The 18,263-nt window shown below is 70.5% G+C and carries 14 protein-coding genes and 1 pseudogene; 7 read left to right on the top strand and 8 right to left on the bottom strand.

What is annotated here, in order from left to right:
- Positions 1 to 254 precede the first annotated feature (254 nt).
- Complete coding sequence (locus tag H2Q94_RS22515; RefSeq protein WP_243789178.1) at positions 255 to 869, bottom strand: transporter substrate-binding domain-containing protein; 615 nt, start codon at positions 867 to 869, stop codon at positions 255 to 257.
- A 376-nt stretch (positions 870 to 1,245) separates the two neighbouring features.
- Here H2Q94_RS22515 and edd point away from each other — a divergent pair, with 376 nt between their 5' ends.
- From edd to H2Q94_RS22535, 4 genes are all read left to right on the top strand, one after another.
- The gene (edd, locus tag H2Q94_RS22520; protein ID WP_243789179.1) at positions 1,246 to 3,105 is read left to right on the top strand and encodes a phosphogluconate dehydratase; all 1,860 of its coding nucleotides are present in this window, start codon (positions 1,246 to 1,248) and stop codon (positions 3,103 to 3,105) included.
- Between the two features lie 105 nt (positions 3,106 to 3,210).
- Positions 3,211 to 3,834, top strand: a complete 624-nt coding sequence (gene eda, locus H2Q94_RS22525) for a bifunctional 4-hydroxy-2-oxoglutarate aldolase/2-dehydro-3-deoxy-phosphogluconate aldolase (protein WP_243789180.1) — start codon at positions 3,211 to 3,213, stop codon at positions 3,832 to 3,834.
- A gap of 219 nt (positions 3,835 to 4,053) precedes the next feature.
- The gene (locus H2Q94_RS22530; RefSeq protein WP_243789181.1) at positions 4,054 to 5,382 is read left to right on the top strand and encodes a polysaccharide deacetylase family protein; all 1,329 of its coding nucleotides are present in this window, start codon (positions 4,054 to 4,056) and stop codon (positions 5,380 to 5,382) included.
- A 26-nt stretch (positions 5,383 to 5,408) separates the two neighbouring features.
- Positions 5,409 to 6,152: a hypothetical protein gene (locus H2Q94_RS22535; RefSeq protein WP_243789182.1), complete on the top strand. Its 744-nt coding sequence runs from the start codon at positions 5,409 to 5,411 to the stop codon at positions 6,150 to 6,152.
- Positions 6,153 to 6,169: 17 nt separating this feature from the next.
- On the opposite strand, the gene H2Q94_RS22540 is transcribed toward H2Q94_RS22535, so the two are convergent.
- The 4 genes from H2Q94_RS22540 to H2Q94_RS22555 form a co-directional block, all read right to left on the bottom strand.
- Entirely contained in the window at positions 6,170 to 6,835 is a 666-nt protein-coding gene (locus H2Q94_RS22540; RefSeq protein WP_243789183.1) for an HAD family hydrolase, read from the bottom strand.
- 179 nt (positions 6,836 to 7,014) lie between these two features.
- The gene (locus H2Q94_RS30735) at positions 7,015 to 7,890 is read right to left on the bottom strand and encodes a regulatory protein RecX (protein WP_309501062.1); all 876 of its coding nucleotides are present in this window, start codon (positions 7,888 to 7,890) and stop codon (positions 7,015 to 7,017) included.
- An 8-nt stretch (positions 7,891 to 7,898) separates the two neighbouring features.
- Entirely contained in the window at positions 7,899 to 8,942 is a 1,044-nt protein-coding gene (recA, locus tag H2Q94_RS22550) for a recombinase RecA (RefSeq protein WP_243789184.1), read from the bottom strand.
- A gap of 443 nt (positions 8,943 to 9,385) precedes the next feature.
- The gene (locus tag H2Q94_RS22555) at positions 9,386 to 9,580 is read right to left on the bottom strand and encodes a DUF3046 domain-containing protein (protein ID WP_243789185.1); all 195 of its coding nucleotides are present in this window, start codon (positions 9,578 to 9,580) and stop codon (positions 9,386 to 9,388) included.
- A 42-nt stretch (positions 9,581 to 9,622) separates the two neighbouring features.
- Here H2Q94_RS22555 and H2Q94_RS30550 point away from each other — a divergent pair, with 42 nt between their 5' ends.
- Together H2Q94_RS30550 and H2Q94_RS22560 are read left to right on the top strand one after the other, a co-directional pair.
- Complete coding sequence (locus H2Q94_RS30550; RefSeq protein ID WP_258718725.1) at positions 9,623 to 9,748, top strand: hypothetical protein; 126 nt, start codon at positions 9,623 to 9,625, stop codon at positions 9,746 to 9,748.
- A 341-nt stretch (positions 9,749 to 10,089) separates the two neighbouring features.
- Positions 10,090 to 14,676, top strand: coding sequence for an ATP-dependent helicase (locus tag H2Q94_RS22560; RefSeq protein WP_243789186.1), 4,587 nt, complete (start codon positions 10,090 to 10,092; stop codon positions 14,674 to 14,676).
- Here H2Q94_RS22560 and H2Q94_RS22565 read toward each other — a convergent pair whose 3' ends face one another.
- Positions 14,677 to 15,150 carry a GNAT family N-acetyltransferase gene (locus H2Q94_RS22565; RefSeq protein WP_309501064.1) on the bottom strand — a complete coding sequence of 158 codons (474 nt, stop codon included), beginning with the start codon at positions 15,148 to 15,150 and terminating at the stop codon, positions 14,677 to 14,679.
- Between the two features lie 584 nt (positions 15,151 to 15,734).
- Here H2Q94_RS22565 and H2Q94_RS22570 point away from each other — a divergent pair.
- A pseudogene (locus tag H2Q94_RS22570) lies at positions 15,735 to 16,724 on the top strand (IS481 family transposase); the annotation flags it as partial.
- A 47-nt stretch (positions 16,725 to 16,771) separates the two neighbouring features.
- Here H2Q94_RS22570 and H2Q94_RS22575 read toward each other — a convergent pair.
- Together H2Q94_RS22575 and H2Q94_RS22580 are read right to left on the bottom strand one after the other, a co-directional pair.
- Complete coding sequence (locus H2Q94_RS22575; protein WP_243789188.1) at positions 16,772 to 17,554, bottom strand: maleylpyruvate isomerase N-terminal domain-containing protein; 783 nt, start codon at positions 17,552 to 17,554, stop codon at positions 16,772 to 16,774.
- Complete coding sequence (locus H2Q94_RS22580; protein ID WP_243789189.1) at positions 17,551 to 18,081, bottom strand: SAV_6107 family HEPN domain-containing protein; 531 nt, start codon at positions 18,079 to 18,081, stop codon at positions 17,551 to 17,553. Before H2Q94_RS22580 ends, H2Q94_RS22575 begins: the two co-directional genes overlap by 4 nt.
- Between the last annotated feature and the right edge of the window lie 182 nt (positions 18,082 to 18,263).

Genomic DNA, 18,263 nt, shown 5'->3' on the forward strand with positions numbered 1-18,263 from the left:
TGCGCAGTGCGTCGTTCAGCGGAACCTCAGCGGCTTCCCTCACTGCGGGATCCATTTCTCACGCAGCAGCCCTACTCAGCGAAATCCGGGTCCGGGCTGCTGTCCGCGCGAGGAAGCCGCTGAGCACCCGCCGGTGGTCCATCTGCTCAAGCTGGTCACTGCTCAGCGGCTCCGCCGCTGACGGGGCAACTGTCAGAAGATCCTTCTGCAACGTCCCCGGAGGAGCCGCTGAGCGACCCGATGCACAGGATCGCTCACCGAGGAGCGGGGCGGGCCTGTACTCCGGCGGGGGCGAGGGTGTCGTCGTAGGCGCGTTGCCAGCTGCCGTCCTGCACGACTGCGGAGAGCGCCTCGGCGAGCTGATCCCGCATCGCGTCGTCCCCGGACTTGATCGCCAGGAAGTGCTCGGTGGCCTCGTCGGTGACCGCGTACGGTCCGACGGCGGCGACACCGGGCGCGGCGGGATCCAAGCCGCCGACCTGCAGGTCCACGCTGCCGCCCGCGAGCGCGTCGGCTGTCAGCGTCTTCGGCAGCAGCCGGAAGGAGACCTGCGTTTCCGGATCGAGGCCGAGCTTCTGGGCGACGAGCTTCGCGACCTCGACGTCGAAGCCCCGGTAGCCGCCGACACCGTCGCGCGCGGCGAACTCCGGCGCGTCGGCCCGCAACCCGACCAGCAGCGAACCGCGCCTGCGGATCTGCTCCAGGGTCGGCGAGGAGTCGAGCTCCACTGGGGGCGGCGGTGCCACGCTGGTCGGCGGCGCCACCGGAGGCGGCGCAGCACTGGGCGGCTGCTCCGGTTCGCCGCCGCCCGAACATCCGGCCAGCGCCATCGCGCTCGTCAGCACCACTGCCACCACACCGCTGCGCATGTGCCACATCCTGCCAGCCGAGCGGATCTTCGGAAGGCCCTCGCCCAACCCGGCAGATCCGAACACGAACAGTGATCAACGAAACGGCTTCAGCGGGCTCGGGAAATCCCCAGAACCTCGCCTAGCCCCGACGGTCGATCCGCAAGTGCCGGGCATTCGACGCCGTCGAGCATCGGTCCAGGTCAGCACCGCTGAACGGACGCGTACTGCGGCTCGTCATCCATCCGACATGCACCGTTCACACTCGCAACCGATTCTGTATCGGTTTTGAATTCTGCATCACACCCGATAGTGTGGCTGGCGTCACGAAGATCAGAGGCGCCAATGTCGTCGCCCGTGAGCGCAACTCAGCATCAATTGCGTCAGGAGGCGACGAATGGCGACACGAGCGGCCATCCACCCCGTCGTGCAGCGAGTCACGGAACGTATCCGAAGCCGCAGTGAGCAGACCCGGCGCGACTACCTCGAACGCATCAGCGCCGCCTCGGCAGACAAGCCGGTCCGGGCCGGCATGCCCTGCAGCAACCTGGCCCACGGGTTCGCCGCGTGTAGCGGCGCCGACCGGATCGCGGTGCGCGGCGAGACGAAGCCGGGCGTGGCGATCGTGTCGGCCTACAACGACATGCTCTCCGCGCACCAGCCCTACGAAGAATTTCCGGCCTGGATCAAGGACTCCGTGCGCGAAGCCGGTGGCGTCGCCCAGTTCGCCGGCGGGGTCCCCGCGATGTGCGACGGCATCACCCAAGGCCGGGCGGGCATGGAACTGTCCCTGTTCTCCCGGGACGTGATCGCGATGGCCACCGGCGTCGCGCTGTCCCACGAGATGTTCGACGGCGCGCTGCTGCTCGGAGTCTGCGACAAGATCGTGCCGGGGCTGCTGATCGGCGCCCTCGCCTTCGGGCACCTGCCGACGATCCTGGTGCCCGCGGGACCGATGGCCTCCGGTCTGCCCAACGGCGAGAAGAGCCGCATCCGGCAGCTGTTCGCCGAAGGCAAAGCCACCCGCGAGAACCTGCTCGAAGCCGAATCGGCCTCGTACCACTCCCCCGGCACCTGCACGTTCTACGGCACCGCGAACTCCAACCAGCTCGTCGTCGAAGTGATGGGGCTGCACCTGCCCGGCTCCAGCTTCGTCACCCCCGGCACCCCGCTGCGCCGGGCGCTCACCGAGGAGGCCTCGCGGCGCATGGTGCGGCTCGCGCGCGGCGAGGAGCACACCCCGATCGGACGGCTGCTGGACGAGCGCGCACTGGTCAACGGGGTCGTCGCGCTGCTGGCCACCGGCGGATCGACCAACCACACGCTGCACCTGCCTGCCATCGCCGCCGCCGCGGGCATCGATCTCACCTGGGACGACTTCGCGGAGCTCTCCGCCGTCGTGCCGTCGTTGTCGCGCGTCTACCCGAACGGCTCCGCCGACATCAACCACTTCGCCGCCGCCGGAGGCGTGCAGACCCTGATCGGCCAGCTGCTCGACGCCGGCCTGCTGCACCCCGACGTGCACACCGTCGCCGGGTTCGGCCTGGACCACTACCGCAAGCAGCCGTTCCTCGAGGACGGCGAACTGGTGTGGCGCGACGCGCCTACCGAGAGCCTCGATCCGGACGTGCTGCGCGGTGTGCAGGATCCTTTCGCGCCCGACGGCGGGTTGCGAGTGCTGCGCGGCAACCTCGGCAGCTCCGTCATCAAGGTCTCCGCGGTCAAACCGGAGAACCGCGTCGTCACCGCGCCCGCGCGGGTCTTCGACGACCAGCACGACTTCACCGAACTCTTCCGGTCCGGTGAGCTCGACCAGGACGTCGTGGTCGTGATCCGCAACCAGGGGCCGCAGGCCAACGGCATGCCGGAACTGCACGGGCTCACCCCGTCGCTGGGCGTGCTCATGGACCGCGGACACCAGGTCGCGCTGGTCACCGACGGGCGCATGTCCGGGGCCTCCGGCAAGATCCCCGCCGCCATCCAGCTCACCCCCGAGGCGACCGCGGGCGGCCCGCTCGCGCGGGTGCGGGACGGCGACATGATCCGGCTCGACGCCGAACAAGGAACCCTGGAAGTGCTCGTCGGGGACGAGGACTTCGCGGCCCGCGAACCGGCTCGCGGCGCCCCCGCCACCCAGTACGGCACCGGGCGCGAACTGTTCGCGGCGTTCCGCCGCTCCGTCGGCCGCGCCGACCAAGGCGCTAGCGTGTTCGCACCGCAGCAGCGCACCGCCGCGCCGAGCGACCTGCCCGTCTGATCCTCCGCCGAGAGCCGCGGACCTCCGGCGTCCCGCGCGCGACATGACAGGATCAGTGCGATCGACCGCCTGAACTGGCGTTTACGGAAACAGGTGAACCCCGCCATGAACACTGCCTCCGAAGTGCTCGACATCAGTCCCGTCGTACCCGTCGTCGCCCTCGACGACGCCGCGCACGCGGTCCCGTTGGGGCAGGCGCTGCTGCGCGGCGGCATCCGCACCATCGAAGTCACCCTGCGCACGCCCGCCGGGCTGCCCGCGATCGAACGGCTCGCCGCCGAGGTGCCGGAGATCGTGGTCGGCGCGGGCACCGTCACCGAGGTCGGGCAGGCCGACAAGGTCCGCGAAGCCGGGGCGCGCTACATCGTCACGCCCGGCGCCACCGACCGGCTGCTCGACGACATCGACGCCGCCGGAGTCCCTTACCTCGCCGGGATCAGCACCGTGTCCGAGGCGATGCGGCTGGCCGAACGCGGCGTGACGGCGATGAAGTTCTTCCCCGCCGAGGCCAGCGGCGGCGTGCCGTACCTGAAGTCCATCGCCGGGCCGTTGCCGCAGCTGCGCTTCTGCCCCACCGGCGGCATCGACACCGACAATGCCGGGCGCTACCTCGCGCTGCCCAACGTGGGATGCGTCGGCGGGTCCTGGCTGACCCCGAAGCAGCTGCTCGCCACCGGCCAGTGGGGCCAGATCGAGGCGCTCGCGCGGCAGGCCGCGGCCCTCGGCTGATCACGACCGGTGCCGCCCGCGGCTCCCGGCCGCGGGCGGCACCGGCTCTCGTGCGAACGCGGTAGGCGGTGTCCCCTCCGGAGGCGATCCGGGCGGTGGCCGACGGCTCGTAGCGTCGGAGGACCTCGAAGCTTGGGCGGTCACCGAATGCATCTGCGCGACATCCGACACCGCTGGCCGGGTCGCCTCCGCTCGCGCCGGCGAGCACCCGGCTCCCTGTTGCTCGCAGCCGTGCTCGGCATCGCGGCGGCAAGTCCGGTCACGGCCGCCCCCGAACCGCACTCCTCGCAGCCGAACACCGTGGTCACCTTCACCTTCGACGACGGCAGCGCATCGCAGTCCACGGGCGCGGAAGTCCTGCATCGGCACGGGATGCGCGGCACCTTCTACATCATTTCCGGCGCCATCGGGAGCCCCGGCTACCTCGGCCACGACGAGCTGCGGCGCATCGCCGAGACGGGCCACGAGATCGGCGGGCACACCGTCACCCACCCCGACCTCACCCAGGTGAGCCCCGATGAGATGCGCAGGCAGATCTGCGACGACCGCGCCAACCTCGACCGGTGGGGCCACCAGGTCACCTCGTTCACCGCACCGTTCGACGAGGTCGACGACAACGTGCGCGCCGCTGTCCAGCGGTGCGGGTACAGCAGCGCGCGCACCATGGGCGGGCTCCGCGTGCGGGACTGCCCGGACTGCGTCGCCGCCGAATCCATGCCGCCCGCCGACCCCTACGAGATCAGGTCGCCGGGCATGCTCACGCGGGAGACGACCGTCGACGAGTTGAAGGAGTCGGTGACCCGCGCGGACGACTCCGGGGGCGGATGGGTGCCGTTGGTGCTGCATCAGACCTGCGACAGGTGCGGCCCGCTGGCTGTGAGCCCTCGGGTGCTCGACGAGTTCGCGGGCTGGCTGCACGATCGCGGCACCGCCGTGCGCACCGTGCACGAGGTCGTCGGCGGCCCGGTCGCGCCGGTGCGCCACGCGCCGCCTCCGCAAGAGCGGGATCGACCGGTGAACGCCTCGTTGGAACAGGCCGGTCCCGACGGCGTCCCGCTCGGCTGGGAAACCGGCGGCTGGGGCACGAACACTCCGGTGTGGAGCAGGACCCGCGACGCGCACGAAGGGGAATGGGCGCAGCGGCTGGACATGCCCCACTTCACCGACGGCGACGCCAAACTGATGTCCACCCTGGATCTCGGGGAGTACTCGCTGCCCGCGCGCAAAGGGCAGAACTACACGCTCAGCACCTGGTACAAGGCCACCGCGCCCACTCAGCTGGCGGTGTACTACCGGGACCGCGTCGGTCAATGGCGGTATTGGGCGGCGGGTCCCACGTTCGCGCCCGCCGAGCAGTGGTCGAAGGCGCACTGGACCACTCCGCCCGTGCCCGATGAGGCGACCGGGATCAGCTTCGGCCTCGCCCTGTTCTCCCGCGGTTCGCTCACCACCGACGACTACGGGGTGCGGCTCAACACCGAGGCCAGCAACGACAGCTCCTGCCGCGAACTGGACTGGTGGGTGCCCAGGAGGTGGCTGTGCCTGTGACCTGCACGGAACCGGGGTGAGCGCGCATGCCGTCGCCTCGGGCGCGCGTGTCGGCGGCACTCGTCGCGGCGCTGATCACCGCTTCCTGCGCGGGCGGTGAGCCGGTGCCCCGCCGCGAATATCCGTGGCACACCGGCATCGTGGCGACCACCTTCTGGGTCGGGGAGATCCTCGACCCGGACACCTCCGATGGCAGCCAGGTCATCTCGACCTACGACTCGGCCTGGCAGGAGCACTACGGCGGCTGCGACGGCGTCCTGGTCGGTGGCCGGTGCGAAACGGAGCCACGGACCGCCGCCAACGGCTACTTCCCGACCCGGATGACACCGCGGGAGAACCCGTTCTACCTGGACCTTCCCTTCGATGACCTCAACGATCCGATCGCCTTCGCGCAGCGCGCGGCCGTGGTGCCGTGGAGCCGGGATCCGGGCTACGCCGGGCGTGAGAAGGACGAGTCGTTCAGCTACTTGAAGAACCGCTGGGTGCAGCTCACCAAGGGCCGCGCGGTCTGCTACGGCCAGGTCCAGGACGCCGGTCCCGCCGAGTACCACGACTCCCGGTACGTCTTCGGGCACGACGACCCGCGACCGGTGAACACGCGGTTCAACGGGGCGGGTCTGGACGTGTCGCCCGCGTTGAACGGCTGCCTCGGGTTCACCCACCTCAACGGCGCGCAGGACCGGGTGGACTGGCGCTTCGTCGACGAGGTCGATGTCCCCGACGGCCCGTGGCGACGCGTCGTCACCACGTCACCGCCGACGTTGTACTGAGCGGCCGCGAGCCCGAATCAGGCCGCGAGGTCCCTGGTGATCCGGGCCACCGCTTCCGGAACGGAATCGACCACGGGGAACCCGGCGGTCTCCAGCGAGCGCCTGCTCATCACGCCCGTCGTGACCAGGACGCAGTCGGTGCCGACCTCCTCGGCCGCGCGGGCGTCGTCGAGCACGTCACCGATGAGCACCACGTCGGCCGGGGCGAGGTCCTGCGCCGCGAGGTGGTGACGCAGGTGTTCGGTCTTGCCGCCGCCACCGACGTCGGCGCGCAATCCGTCGACCCGCTCGAACAGCGGCAGCAGGTCCAGTTCGGTGATCAGCGGGACCAGTTCGTCGTGGAACCACATCGACAGCAAGGACTGGGTGCGGTCGGACTCTCCCCACTCGCGCAGCACGTCCGGGACGCCCGCCGCGAGCTTCGCCGTGTGCAGCAGCTCCCGGTAGTGCTCGTGGTAGAGCACGTCGAGCTTGTTCCAGTCCGCTTCGGTGAGCGGACGGTCCAGCAGCCGCTCGTAGCACTGCTGGAGCGGGCGGCTGAAGATCGACCGCCACTGCTCGAGGTCGATGTGCTCGCGCCCGAACTCCGCGCACACCGCGTTCACCGCCGAGACGACCGCGTCGTTGTCGTCCAGCAACGTGCCGTTCCAGTCCCACACGATGTGCTGTGCCGCCGAACTCATTCCACCACCGACTCGCATGACGCCCCTGTACCGATCGACTACCGCTGCCCGATCGGGCAGCCTAGCGAAAACCGCCGATCTCCCGTCATCCCCCGACCGAGCAAGGCGCCGTGGACCTGCGTCAACCGATCACTCAGCGGGATCGTCGGGAACGGCGATGCGGGTGAAGTTCGTTGCGCTCAAGGTGTTTCTGAGGCATCCGCACCGCCTTCGAGGTCTGATCGGTCGAGTTCGTCTTTGACCACGCGGAAGGCCATGCCCTCCGAGTAGCCCTTGCGGGCCAGCATTCCGACCAGCCTGCGCAGCCGTTTCTCCGGATCGTCCACGTTGATCGAGCGGAGCTTGCGGCGCACCAGCTCGCGCGCCCGCTCCTCCTCGGCGTCAGCGTCCACAGTGGAGAGAGCTTCGGCGACCAGGTGTTCCTCAACGCCTTTGCGGCGCAGCTCGTAGCCCAGCGCCTTGCGGCCCAGGCCTTGGTTGCGCTGCCGCTCGCTGACCCATGCCTCGGCGAACTCGGCGTCGTCCACCAAGCCCGCGTCGACGAACTTCTGCAACACCGCGTCCGCGACGTCTTCGTCGATCTCCTTGCGCAGCAAGGCCTGGCGCAGCTCGGCCCGGCTGCGGGCGCGCACCGCCAGCAGCCGGTACACCGTGTCGCGGGCCAACGCCTCCGGAGACTGCGGCACCCCCGGCGGCCGTTCGTCCTGCTGCCGCCGCTTGCCGGTGCGCCCCTGCGACCGGGTCGCTGCGGAATCCGGGGACGCGGGCTCCGGGGACTGCGAGGTTTCCGCCATCGCGGTGCGGCGGCGGCGCTTGCCGGTGCCCCGCGCGGCGGCGCCGTCCGGTGCGGCGCCGGCCTCCGGTGGTGACGCCGGCGTCGGTGCGGTCTCCGCTTCGGATGAGCTCAGCCCCGCACCGGTGCCCGGCGACGCGGGCGCGTGGTCGGTACTGCGCCACACGCCCCGCCCGGAACGGCCGTCCCGCTGCCCGCCGGACCCCGAAGCGCCCGCGCGCGACCGCGATCGGGAGAACTCCGCGGAGTCGTCTCCTGACACCGCCGGACTCAGAACTCGACGGGAGCCGGGTCCGCGCCCTCTTCGGCGTCCACCTTGGCTCCGATGCCGACCTTCTCCTTGATCCGCTTCTCGATCTCGTTGGCCACGTCCGGGTTCTCCCGCATGAACTTGCGGGCGTTCTCCTTGCCCTGGCCCAGCTGGTCGCCCTCGTAGGTGTACCAGGCACCGGACTTGCGGATGATGCCCTGCTCCACGCCCATGTCGATCAGCGAGCCCTCACGGCTGATCCCGATGCCGTAGATGATGTCGAACTCGGCCTGCTTGAACGGTGGCGCGGTCTTGTTCTTCACCACCTTCACCCTGGTGCGGTTGCCCACCGCGTCCGAGCCGTCCTTGAGCGTCTCGATCCGCCGCACGTCCAGCCGCACCGAGGAGTAGAACTTCAGCGCCTTGCCACCGGTGGTGGTCTCCGGGCTGCCGAACATCACGCCGACCTTCTCCCGGAGCTGGTTGATGAAGATCGCCGTGGTCTTGGCGTTGTAGAGGGCGGCGGTCAGCTTGCGCAGCGCCTGGCTCATCAGCCGGGCCTGCAGGCCGACGTGGCTGTCGCCCATCTCGCCCTCGATCTCGGCGCGCGGCACCAGCGCGGCCACCGAGTCGACCACGATGCAGTCCAGCGCGCCGGAGCGGATCAGCATGTCCGCGATCTCCAGCGCCTGCTCGCCCGTGTCGGGCTGGGAGACCAGCAGCGCGTCGGTGTCGACCCCGATCGACTTCGCGTACTCCGGATCCAGCGCGTGCTCGGCGTCGATGAACGCGGCGGTGCCGCCCAGCCGCTGCGCGTTGGCCACCGCGTGCAGCGCGACCGAGGTCTTACCACTGCTCTCCGGACCGTAGATCTCCACGATGCGTCCCCGCGGCAGGCCACCGATGCCCAGGGCCACGTCCAGGGCGATGGACCCGGTCGGGATGACCTCGACCGGCGCCCGCGTCTCGTCGCCGAGACGCATCACCGATCCCTTTCCGTACTGCTTGTCGATCTGGGCGAGGGCCAGTTCGAGCGCCTTGCCCTTGTCCGGTGTCGCTGCCATCGGGGGTCCACCTCGGTCAAGTCGAACTTCGTCGTGTGCGCACGACGCTACGGGTAGGGACCGACACTCCGGTGGACTGCCCTGATCACCCGGCCGCCCGCCTTCCGGCGACGGGTCCGGCGAACACCGAGGTCCGATCCGCACATCCGATCATAGGCGAACGGATGTTCGATCATCGAGCCGACACGCCAACACCGTCCCTCTTCCGCATGAACCATGATCGCGATTGAAGGCGCCTTCAGCTTTTGATCTTCATCTTGTTAGCGGCGAAGCCGCTGAGCAGTGACCAGCTTGAGCAACCGGCACCGCGGCGGGTTCTCAGCCGTCTTCTCGCGAGGACGGCTTTTTCCCTCGTGGCAGAGGCCACTCGGGAAAAAGATCCCGCAGCGAGAAGACAGCTGAGGTTCCGCCACCCGGCCACCAAAGCAGCCCACGAAAGAGGATCAACGCCGAGCAGCCGGGACTTCGAAGCTTTCGCAGAGGGCTAGCCACACCTGCTTCGGCGAAAGCCCCGCCTCCAGTGCCTGGTCCACGGTGCGACCGCCGAGCTCCGACATCACGTGGTCCTCGGCGAGCATCTCGGCTCGCAACCGGCCGAACTCCTCGGCCATGCGTTCGCGGAAGTCGGTGTGTCGCATCGAGCCCAGCCTACCGAGGGCGTCCGCGGGTACCGTCGTGGTGTGCTGCCGATGCAAGCCGACCCGACCGGACTGTCCAGCCCGCTGGGGCAACTCGTGATCGCGGCGATGCTGCTGGTCGCGATCATCGTTGCGCTGCGCTGGCTGTGGAACCAGCGCGGACGCTGAGCACGCCGCGCCCGGCCGCACGGTGCGCTCGAATTCGTCGGCCAGCGCGTCCGGCGTCAGCCGCCCGTCCCGGTTCGGGGCCGGCACCATGCCCACCAGCGGCCGGTCGGCGACGGTGAACACCAGCGTCCCCGTGGTCTCCCCCGCGACCGCGCGATACCGGCCCGAGTAGCCGTTGCCGGACCATCGACAACACGCGCACCGGTTTTATCCCTCCGTAGCCGGATTCGGGGCGAACTCACCCGTTCTGCGGAATGTTGTCACGCCGGACGATCACCAATGGGCGGATCGGGCGAATCGTCGGCGTCGGCGATGTCGGTGCCGTGGTCCAGCATGGAGGGGTGAGCAACCCGCTGGACGACTTCTCCCCCGCGACCCGCGAGTGGTTCCGGGGCGCGTTCGACGCGCCGACGCAGGCTCAGGCCGGGGCGTGGCAGGCGATCGGCGCGGGTGAGCACGCGCTGGTCGTGGCGCCGACCGGGTCCGGGAAGACGCTCGCCGCGTTCCTGTCCGCCCTGGACGGCCTGGCTTCCGCCCCGCCTCCGGAAGAGCCGAAGCGGCGCTGCCGCGTGCTGTACGTGTCGCCGTTGAAGGCGCTCGCGGTGGACGTCGAGCGCAACCTGCGCGCCCCGCTCACCGGGATCCGGCAAGCCACCCAACGCCACGGCGGGGTGCCGCCGGAGATCCGGGTCGGGATGCGGACCGGGGACACGCCTGCCGACGAACGGCGCGGCTTCAACCGGAAACCCCCGGACGTGCTGGTGACCACCCCGGAGTCGCTGTTCCTGCTGCTGACCTCGGCGGCACGGGAGTCGCTGCGCGGCGTGGAGACGGTGATCGTGGACGAGGTGCACGCGGTGGCGGGCACCAAACGCGGAGCGCACCTGGCGTTGTCGCTGGAGCGGCTGGACGAGCTGCTGGCACGACCGGCGCAGCGGATCGGGTTGTCGGCCACGGTGCGCCCGGTCTCCGAGGTGAGCACGTTCCTCGGCGGCGGCCGCCCGGTGCGCACGGTGCAGCCGGAGCACGCCAAGCAGGTGCAGGTCACCGTCGAGGTCCCGGTGCCGGACCTGGCCGAGCTGGGGCAGCCGACCGGCGAGGTGACGGGTTCGGCCGCGGGCGCCGAGCAGCGCACCTCGATCTGGCCGTCGGTGCAGGAACGCGTCCTCGACCTGATCGGACGACACCGGTCGACGATCGTGTTCGCGAACTCGCGGCGGCTCGCGGAGCGGCTGACGGCGGGCATCAACGAACTCGCCACCGAGCAGGCCGGGGAGACCGCCGAGCAGACCGGGAAGTTCCCGGCGGAGGCGGTGGGCGGTTCCGGTGTCACCTCCGGAGCGGCGGTGACCGTGGCACGAGCGCACCACGGGTCCATGTCGAAGGAACAGCGCTCGGTGGTCGAAGAGGAGTTGAAGTCCGGCCGGCTGCCCTGCGTGGTCGCGACCTCCTCGCTGGAGCTGGGCATCGACATGGGCGCGGTGGACCTGGTGGTGCAGGTGGAGACGCCGCCGAGCGTCGCTTCCGGGATGCAGCGCATCGGCCGGGGCGGGCACCAGGTGGGGGCGATCTCGCGCGGGGTCGTGTTCCCGAAGTTCCGGGGCGACCTGGTGGGTTGCGCGGTGGTGGCGGAACGGATGGCGGCCGGGCTGATCGAGTCGTTGTCGTTCCCGCGGAATCCGCTGGACGTGCTGGCTCAGCACGTCGTGTCGATGGTGGCGATGGAATCGTGGCCGCTGGAGTCGCTGGCCAGGGTGGTTCGGCGCGCGGCACCGTTCGCGGGGCTGCCGGATTCCGCGCTGTACGCGGTGCTGGACATGCTGGCGGGCCGGTACCCGAGCGAGGAGTTCGGCGAGCTGCGGGCGCGCATCGTGTGGGACCGGGTGCAGGACGAGCTGTGGGCGCGGCCGGGCGCGCAACGGCTGGCGGTGACCTCGGGCGGCACCATCCCCGATCGGGGCTTGTTCACGGTGACCACGCCAGGTGACGAGGAGGCCGGTCGCGGCGGCGTGCGGGTCGGTGAGCTCGACGAGGAGATGGTCTACGAGTCGCGGGTGGGCGACACGTTCCTGTTGGGCACCTCGTCGTGGAAGGTGCAGGACATCACGCACGACCGGGTCGTCGTGGTGCCCGCGCCGGGCCAGGCCGCGCGGATGCCGTTCTGGAAGGGCGATTCCCCTGGCCGGCCGCTGGAGCTGGGCCGGGCGCTGGGCGCCTTCGTGCGGGAAGTGGTGGCCGCGGACCGGGAGTCGGCGACCGAGCGGATGGCGCGCGCCGGGTTGGACGAGTGGGCGCGGGACAACCTGCTGGCGTACCTGGCGGAGCAGCGGGAGGCGACGCGGCACGTCCCGGACGATCGGACGATCGTGGTGGAGCGGTTCCGCGACGAGCTCGGCGATTGGCGGATGGTGGTGCATTCGCCGTTCGGTGCGCAGGTCAACGGGCCGTGGGGTTTGGCCATCGGGGCTCGGTTGCGGGAGCGGCGCGGCATCGATCCGCAGGTCGCGTCCTCGGACGACGGGATCGTGGTGCGGCTGGCGGACGCGCTGGACGAGTCGGGCGCGGACGTGCTGCCGACGGCGGAGGACGTGCTGCTGTCCCCGGACGAGGTGCACCAGGTGATCACCGATGAGGTCGGTGGTTCGGCGCTGTTCGCCGCGCGGTTCCGGGAGTGCGCCGCGCGGGCGTTGTTGCTGCCGCGCCGGGATCCGCGGAAGCGCTCACCGCTGTGGCAGCAGCGGCAGCGCTCGGCGCAACTGCTGGCGGTGGCGGCGCAGTACGAGCAGTTCCCGATCGTGCTGGAGGCGATGCGGGAATGCGTGCAGGACGTCTACGACGTGCCGGGTTTGACCGAACTGATGTCGCAGGTCGCCGCCCGCAAGGTGCGGGTGGTGGAGGTGGAGACGCCGTCGCCGTCGCCGTTCGCGCGCAGCCTGCTGTTCGGCTACATCGGCATGTTCCTGTACGAGACGGACGCGCCGCTGGCTGAGCGGCGGTCGGCGGCGTTGAGCCTGGACTCGACGTTGCTGGCCGAGCTGCTCGGTTCGGAGGCGTTGCGGGAGCTGCTGGATCCGGAGGTGGTCGCCGAGGTCGAGCGGCAGCTGCAACGGCTCGTCCCGGAACGGCACGCGAAGGACGCGGAGTCCGCGGCGGACCTGCTGCGGTTCCTGGGCGATCTGTCCACGGCGGAGGCCGCGGAGCGCGGCATCCGTCCAGAGTGGCTGGCGGAACTCCAAGCGCAGCGGCGAGTCCTGGAAGTGCGGATCGCCGGGGAGTCCCGGTGGATCGCGATCGAGGACGCGGGCAAGGTCCGGGATGCGCTGGGCGTCGCGTTGCCGGTGGGCGTGCCGGAGGCGTTCACCGAGCCGGTCACGGATCCGTTGGGAGAACTGCTGATCCGGTACGCGCGCTGCCGTGGCCCGTTCGCCGCGGAGTCCGCGGCGCGGCGGTTCGGCTTGGGCGTCGCGGTGGTGCACGACGTGCTGGATCGGCTGGCGGGTTCGGGCCGGTTGGTGCGCGGCGAGTTGCGCCCGCTGGAGGCCGGTGGCGGCCGGGCTCTGGAGTACTGCGACGCGGAGGTGCTGCGGCGGTTGCGGCGCGGTTCGCTGGCGCGGTTGCGGGCCGAGGTGGAACCGGTGGAACCCGCTGCGCTGGGCCGGTTCCTGCCGGTGTGGCACGGAGTGGGCGCCCGGTTGCGCACGGCGCCCACGGTGGATGACGTGTATTCGGTGGTGGAGCAGTTGGCGGGCGCCCCGGTTCCGGCGAGCGCGTTGGAGTCGCTGGTGCTGCCCGCCAGGTTGCCGGGCTATTCGCCTGCGCTGCTGGACGAGTTGACTTCGACCGGCGAGGTGACCTGGGTGGGGTCGGGTTCGCTGGCCGGTGGTGACGGGTGGATCGCGCTGGCTCCCACCGATGTGGCGGATCTGTTGTTGCCGGATCTTCCGGAGGCGACGGCGGAAACCCCGTTGCACGAAGCCATTCTGTCCACTTTGGATGGTGGGGCTCAGTTCTTCCGGCCGTTGGCCGACCGGGCGGGGGCGATCGTCGTGGAAGGCGGCGAATCGGCACCCGCCGACGACGCGGTGATCTCCGCGCTGTGGGATCTGGTGTGGTCCGGCAAAGCCACCAACGACACGCTCGCTCCGCTGCGCGCACTGGTCTCCGGCAAGGGGGCCGCGCACAAGCCGCGGCGCAACGCGCCGCGCGGCAGGTATGCGCGGTTGCGCGCCGGGCGCCCGTCGATGCCGAGTCGCAGCGGGCCTCCGACGGTGTCCGGCAGGTGGTCGCTGGCTCCGGCGCCGGCGGCGGAACCGACGCGGCGGGCGCACGCCCGGGCCGAGGCCTTCCTGGAACGGCACGGGGTGCTGACCCGCGGCGCGCTGGAGACGGAGCGGGTCACCGGCGGGTTCTCCGCCGTGTACAAGGTGTTGCGGGCGATGGAGGAGTCCGGGCGGTGCCGTCGCGGTTACGTCGTCGAGGGTTTGGGGGCGGCGCAGTTCGCGGTGCCCGGCGCGATCGACCGGGTGCGTGCGCTGTCCGGCGCGGACGAACGGGAGGACCGTTCGGCGGTGGTGCTGGCGGCGGCGGATCCCGCACAGCCCTACGGTGCCGCGTTGCCGTGGCCGGATCCGGTCGGCGACACCCGGCACCGGCCGGGCCGCAAGGCCGGTTCGCTGGTGGTGCTGGTCTCCGGCGCGGCCGTGCTGTACGTGGAGCGCGGCGGGAAGTCGCTGCTGTCGTTCACCGAAGACGAGCAACCGCTGCGGGACGCGGCGGACGGTCTCGCGCGGGCGGTGCGCGAAGGCTGGCTGGAGCAGCTTGCGGTACAACGGACCGACGGCGCAGGCGCTTGGGGATCCCGAATGGCCGACATCCTCACCGACGCCGGATTCCGCGCCACCCCGAAAGGCCTCCGCCTGCGCGCGTGATCACAGGTCGTTGAACGGTTTCGCGTATTCGAAGGTGCCGGTGAGTTCCGGGGTGTGGGCGGTGAGCGCGCGGGCTTGGAAGTGCGCGGCCCACTCGGGGTCCGGTGGGGCGATGCCGAGTTCCGTGGACGGCACGAACCCGAAACGCGGGTAGTACTCGGTGTGGCCGAGCAGCACGACGAGCGGTTCGTCGCGCGCGTCGGCGGCGGCCAGCACGGCGTGCATCAGCGCACTGCCGACGCCGCGGCGCTGCACCCGGCTCAGCACCCCGATCGGCCCCAGCCCCAGCGCGGGACGACCGTCCACGTGGCCGCGCGTCGCCACGACGTGACCAACGATCTGCCCGTCCGGCTCGACCGCCACGATCGACAGCGCAGGTATCCACCCGACATCGGCCCGCAACGCATCAACGAGCCCGACCTCGGCCGGAGTCCCTTCCGAACCGGCAAAAGCATCGCGGTGAACATCCCGCACAGCTCCCACATCAGCCCCGCACTCACGCCTCAACAACATGCACCAACCATGCCAACCCCCAACTCCCCCGACAAACCAATTGACCACCACCCTTCAGCTGTGGAATTGGCAGCCTCGTCTCGCCAGCGGCAAAGCCGTGCCTTGCGGCAAAGCCGTGCCTTGCGGCAAAGCCGTGCCTTGCGGCGAAGCCGTGCCTTGCGGCAAAGCCGTGCCTTGCGGCAAAGCCGTGCCTTGCGGCGAAGCCGTGCCTTGCGGCAAAGCCGTGCCTTGCGGCAAAGCCGTGCCTTGCGGCGAAGCCGTGCCTTGCGGCGAAGCCGTGCCTGGATGTGCGAAGCACATAGCCCACGTCAAGAAGGTGACCACCGGCGGGTTCTCAGTGAGCCTCTCGCGAGGACAGCTTTTTCCCTCGTGGCGGAGCCACTAGGGAAAAAGATCCCGCAGCGAGAGGCTCACTGAGGTTCCGCTACCTGTTGTGTCTCGGGAGGTTGTGAACGGGGGACACGGGGCGGATGATCTTGGAATGAGTGAGGACCTCCGGGTTCGGTGTGGATCACGACATCTGCACCGAATACCTGGAGGTCCTCGTGTGTCACCGTAACGCTCCGTTGACTGAGACGGGCAGGCTGCGTCTGGCTCGGTGTGTCGTGGACGATCGCTGGCCGTTGCGGCGTGCGGCTGAGCGTTTCCAAGTCTCGCCCAGCACCGCGCAACGGTGGGCGGATCGGTATCGCACCGAGGGCGAGGCGGGGATGGCAGACCGGTCCTCGCGTCCGCATCACAGTCCGCGGCGCACTCCGTCGCGCACCGAGCGGCGGATCATCAAGGTCCGGGTGATCCGCCGGTGGGGGCCGGCACGGATCGCGTTTTTGCTGGGCTTGAACCCGGCTACCGTGCACCGGGTCTTGGGCCGCTACAGGCTGGCCCGGCTCGCACACCTGGACCGGGCCACCGGGCGGGTGATCCGCCGCTACGAGTACCCGCAGCCCGGCGGCCTCGTCCACGTCGACATCAAGAAAGTCGGCAACGTCCCCGACGGCGGCGGCAGCAAAGTCCTCGGCCGCCAGGCCGGCAGCCACAACAGCCAGGCCACCGTCACCGACCGCCGCCGCGCCGGCGGGAAGAAACCCGCCATCGGCTACAGCTACCTGCACAACGCCGTCGATGACCACTCGCGGCTTGCCTACACCGAAATCCTTCCCGACGAGACACGCGAAACCGCCGCCGCGTTCTGGCAACGAGCACACACATTCTTCACCGATGCCGGGATCACCGTGCTCCGAGTACTGACCGACAACGGCTCCTGCTACCGCTCCCACCTCTGGACCGCCACACTCACCGCCGCCGGCATCACACACCTCCGCACCCGCCCCTACCGACCCCAAACCAACGGCAAAGTCGAACGCTACAACCGCACCCTGCTCGACGAATGGGCCTACGCCCAGCTCTACCTCTCCGACACCGAACGCCGAAACGCCCTCCCACACTGGCTCCACACCTACAATCACCACCGCGGCCACACCGCACTCGGCGGCCACCCACCCGCCAGCCGCGTCCCCAACCTCACAAGACACAACAGCTACCCGACCACCCAAGCAAAAAGAGCCGTCAAACAGAACAAAAGTCATCGAGTAGCAAGCCGGAGGAGTCCCCAGAGTTGGGCTATGGCGTCCTGATCCCCCGCGGTGGTGATCTCCCGGTCCGGTAGGCGCCCCCACAGCCAGAGGTAGATCAGGACCGGGTCACCACTGATCAACGCGTCCGCGGACACCGACTCGTCCGGGCCGGTGCGCTGCACGACGGTGCGGGTCGGGTCCGCGTAGACCAGCCATTCGGCGTCCGCTGTGGACACTCCGACCGAGCAGGGGCGCGTCGAGGTGATGCCGACCGCGTGCAACCGGTAGCCGAGCCACAACCGCAGCGCCTCGTCGATGCCGTCGAGCGCCACGTCCACGTCGATGCCGGTGCGGTCCACTCCGGCCGCCCCCTGCACGTCGACCCGGTGCACGGTCGTGGCGTGCAGCACCCGGCGGATCCAGAACCGCACCGTGTGCTCCTCCGGCCACCAGGTGGGGCAAGCGTCCTCGGGCGGGCGCGTGCCGAACTCGGCGAGCAGCTCGGCGAGGCGGGCGGTGAATCGCGCCGTCACCTCGCGCAGGCTCACCGGATCCGGCACCGCCCACGTCTCGGCGGTCTGTTCGGAAGCCCCCATCCAGGTCAGCACGTCCTCGCATTGACCGCCGAGGAACCAGATCGTCTCGGCGACCGTCCTGCCCGAGGCGCCCTGAACCGGCGCGTCCGGATGCACGTCGTGCGTCGCCGCGGTGAGCAACTGGCCTTCCACACCGATCAGGTCGAGCATCCGGCCCGGATCGATCGACAGGTCCGCAGGCGGCTTCAAGGTCATCGGGCGGCCCCGGACAGGCTGCGCTCGACGATGTCGACGAACTCGGCCGCATGCCGCAGGCAGGTTTCGGCCTCGCCGGGAGTGACGCCGGGACTGCCCGCCTCGGCTGCGGCACGGCGCAGCGAGCCCGCGGTGAAATGCGCGGCCCACTCGCGCAGTTCGGGGGCGACCCCGGTGAGCTGGAGCCAGACGCTGCCCGAGCGCCGCGATCGGCTACGCCAGGAGCGGGCGACGACCACGGCGGTCGCGGCGCGCAGCGCGGCCAGATGCGCGAACACGTAGCACTCGGTGGCCCGCGTCGCGATCCGCGCGTCGCGCAAGCACGTTTGCGCTTGTTCCAGCAGCGCACGAGCACCCGCGGGCGGCGCGGGCGCGGTCACCGGAAGCCAGTCGTCGCCGTGTCCGCGTCGGTCGTCGCGGCGGGCAGGCAAGGTGTCGCACTGCCTGCGCTGCGCTGCGTCACCGGACCGGCGCTGCGCCGGGATGGGCAGCGAGCCCGGGATGTGCGGATGTGCGGATGGGGACATCAGTGTTCTCCGCTCGGTCACGACGATGCCGATCCGGGCGTCACCGGGACGTCCTGGACCGCGATGGGCGTGGTGAGCCGGGGGGAAGCCGGCCGTCCGGCGGCGGAGTGCTTCCCCCACCCCACCGCCGGACGTGACGTGCGAACCGAAGCCGAGCGCCCTATCCCGGACACCTGCGGTAC

The organism is Saccharopolyspora gloriosae (assembly GCF_022828475.1).
Taxonomy (GTDB): domain Bacteria; phylum Actinomycetota; class Actinomycetes; order Mycobacteriales; family Pseudonocardiaceae; genus Saccharopolyspora_C; species Saccharopolyspora_C gloriosae_A.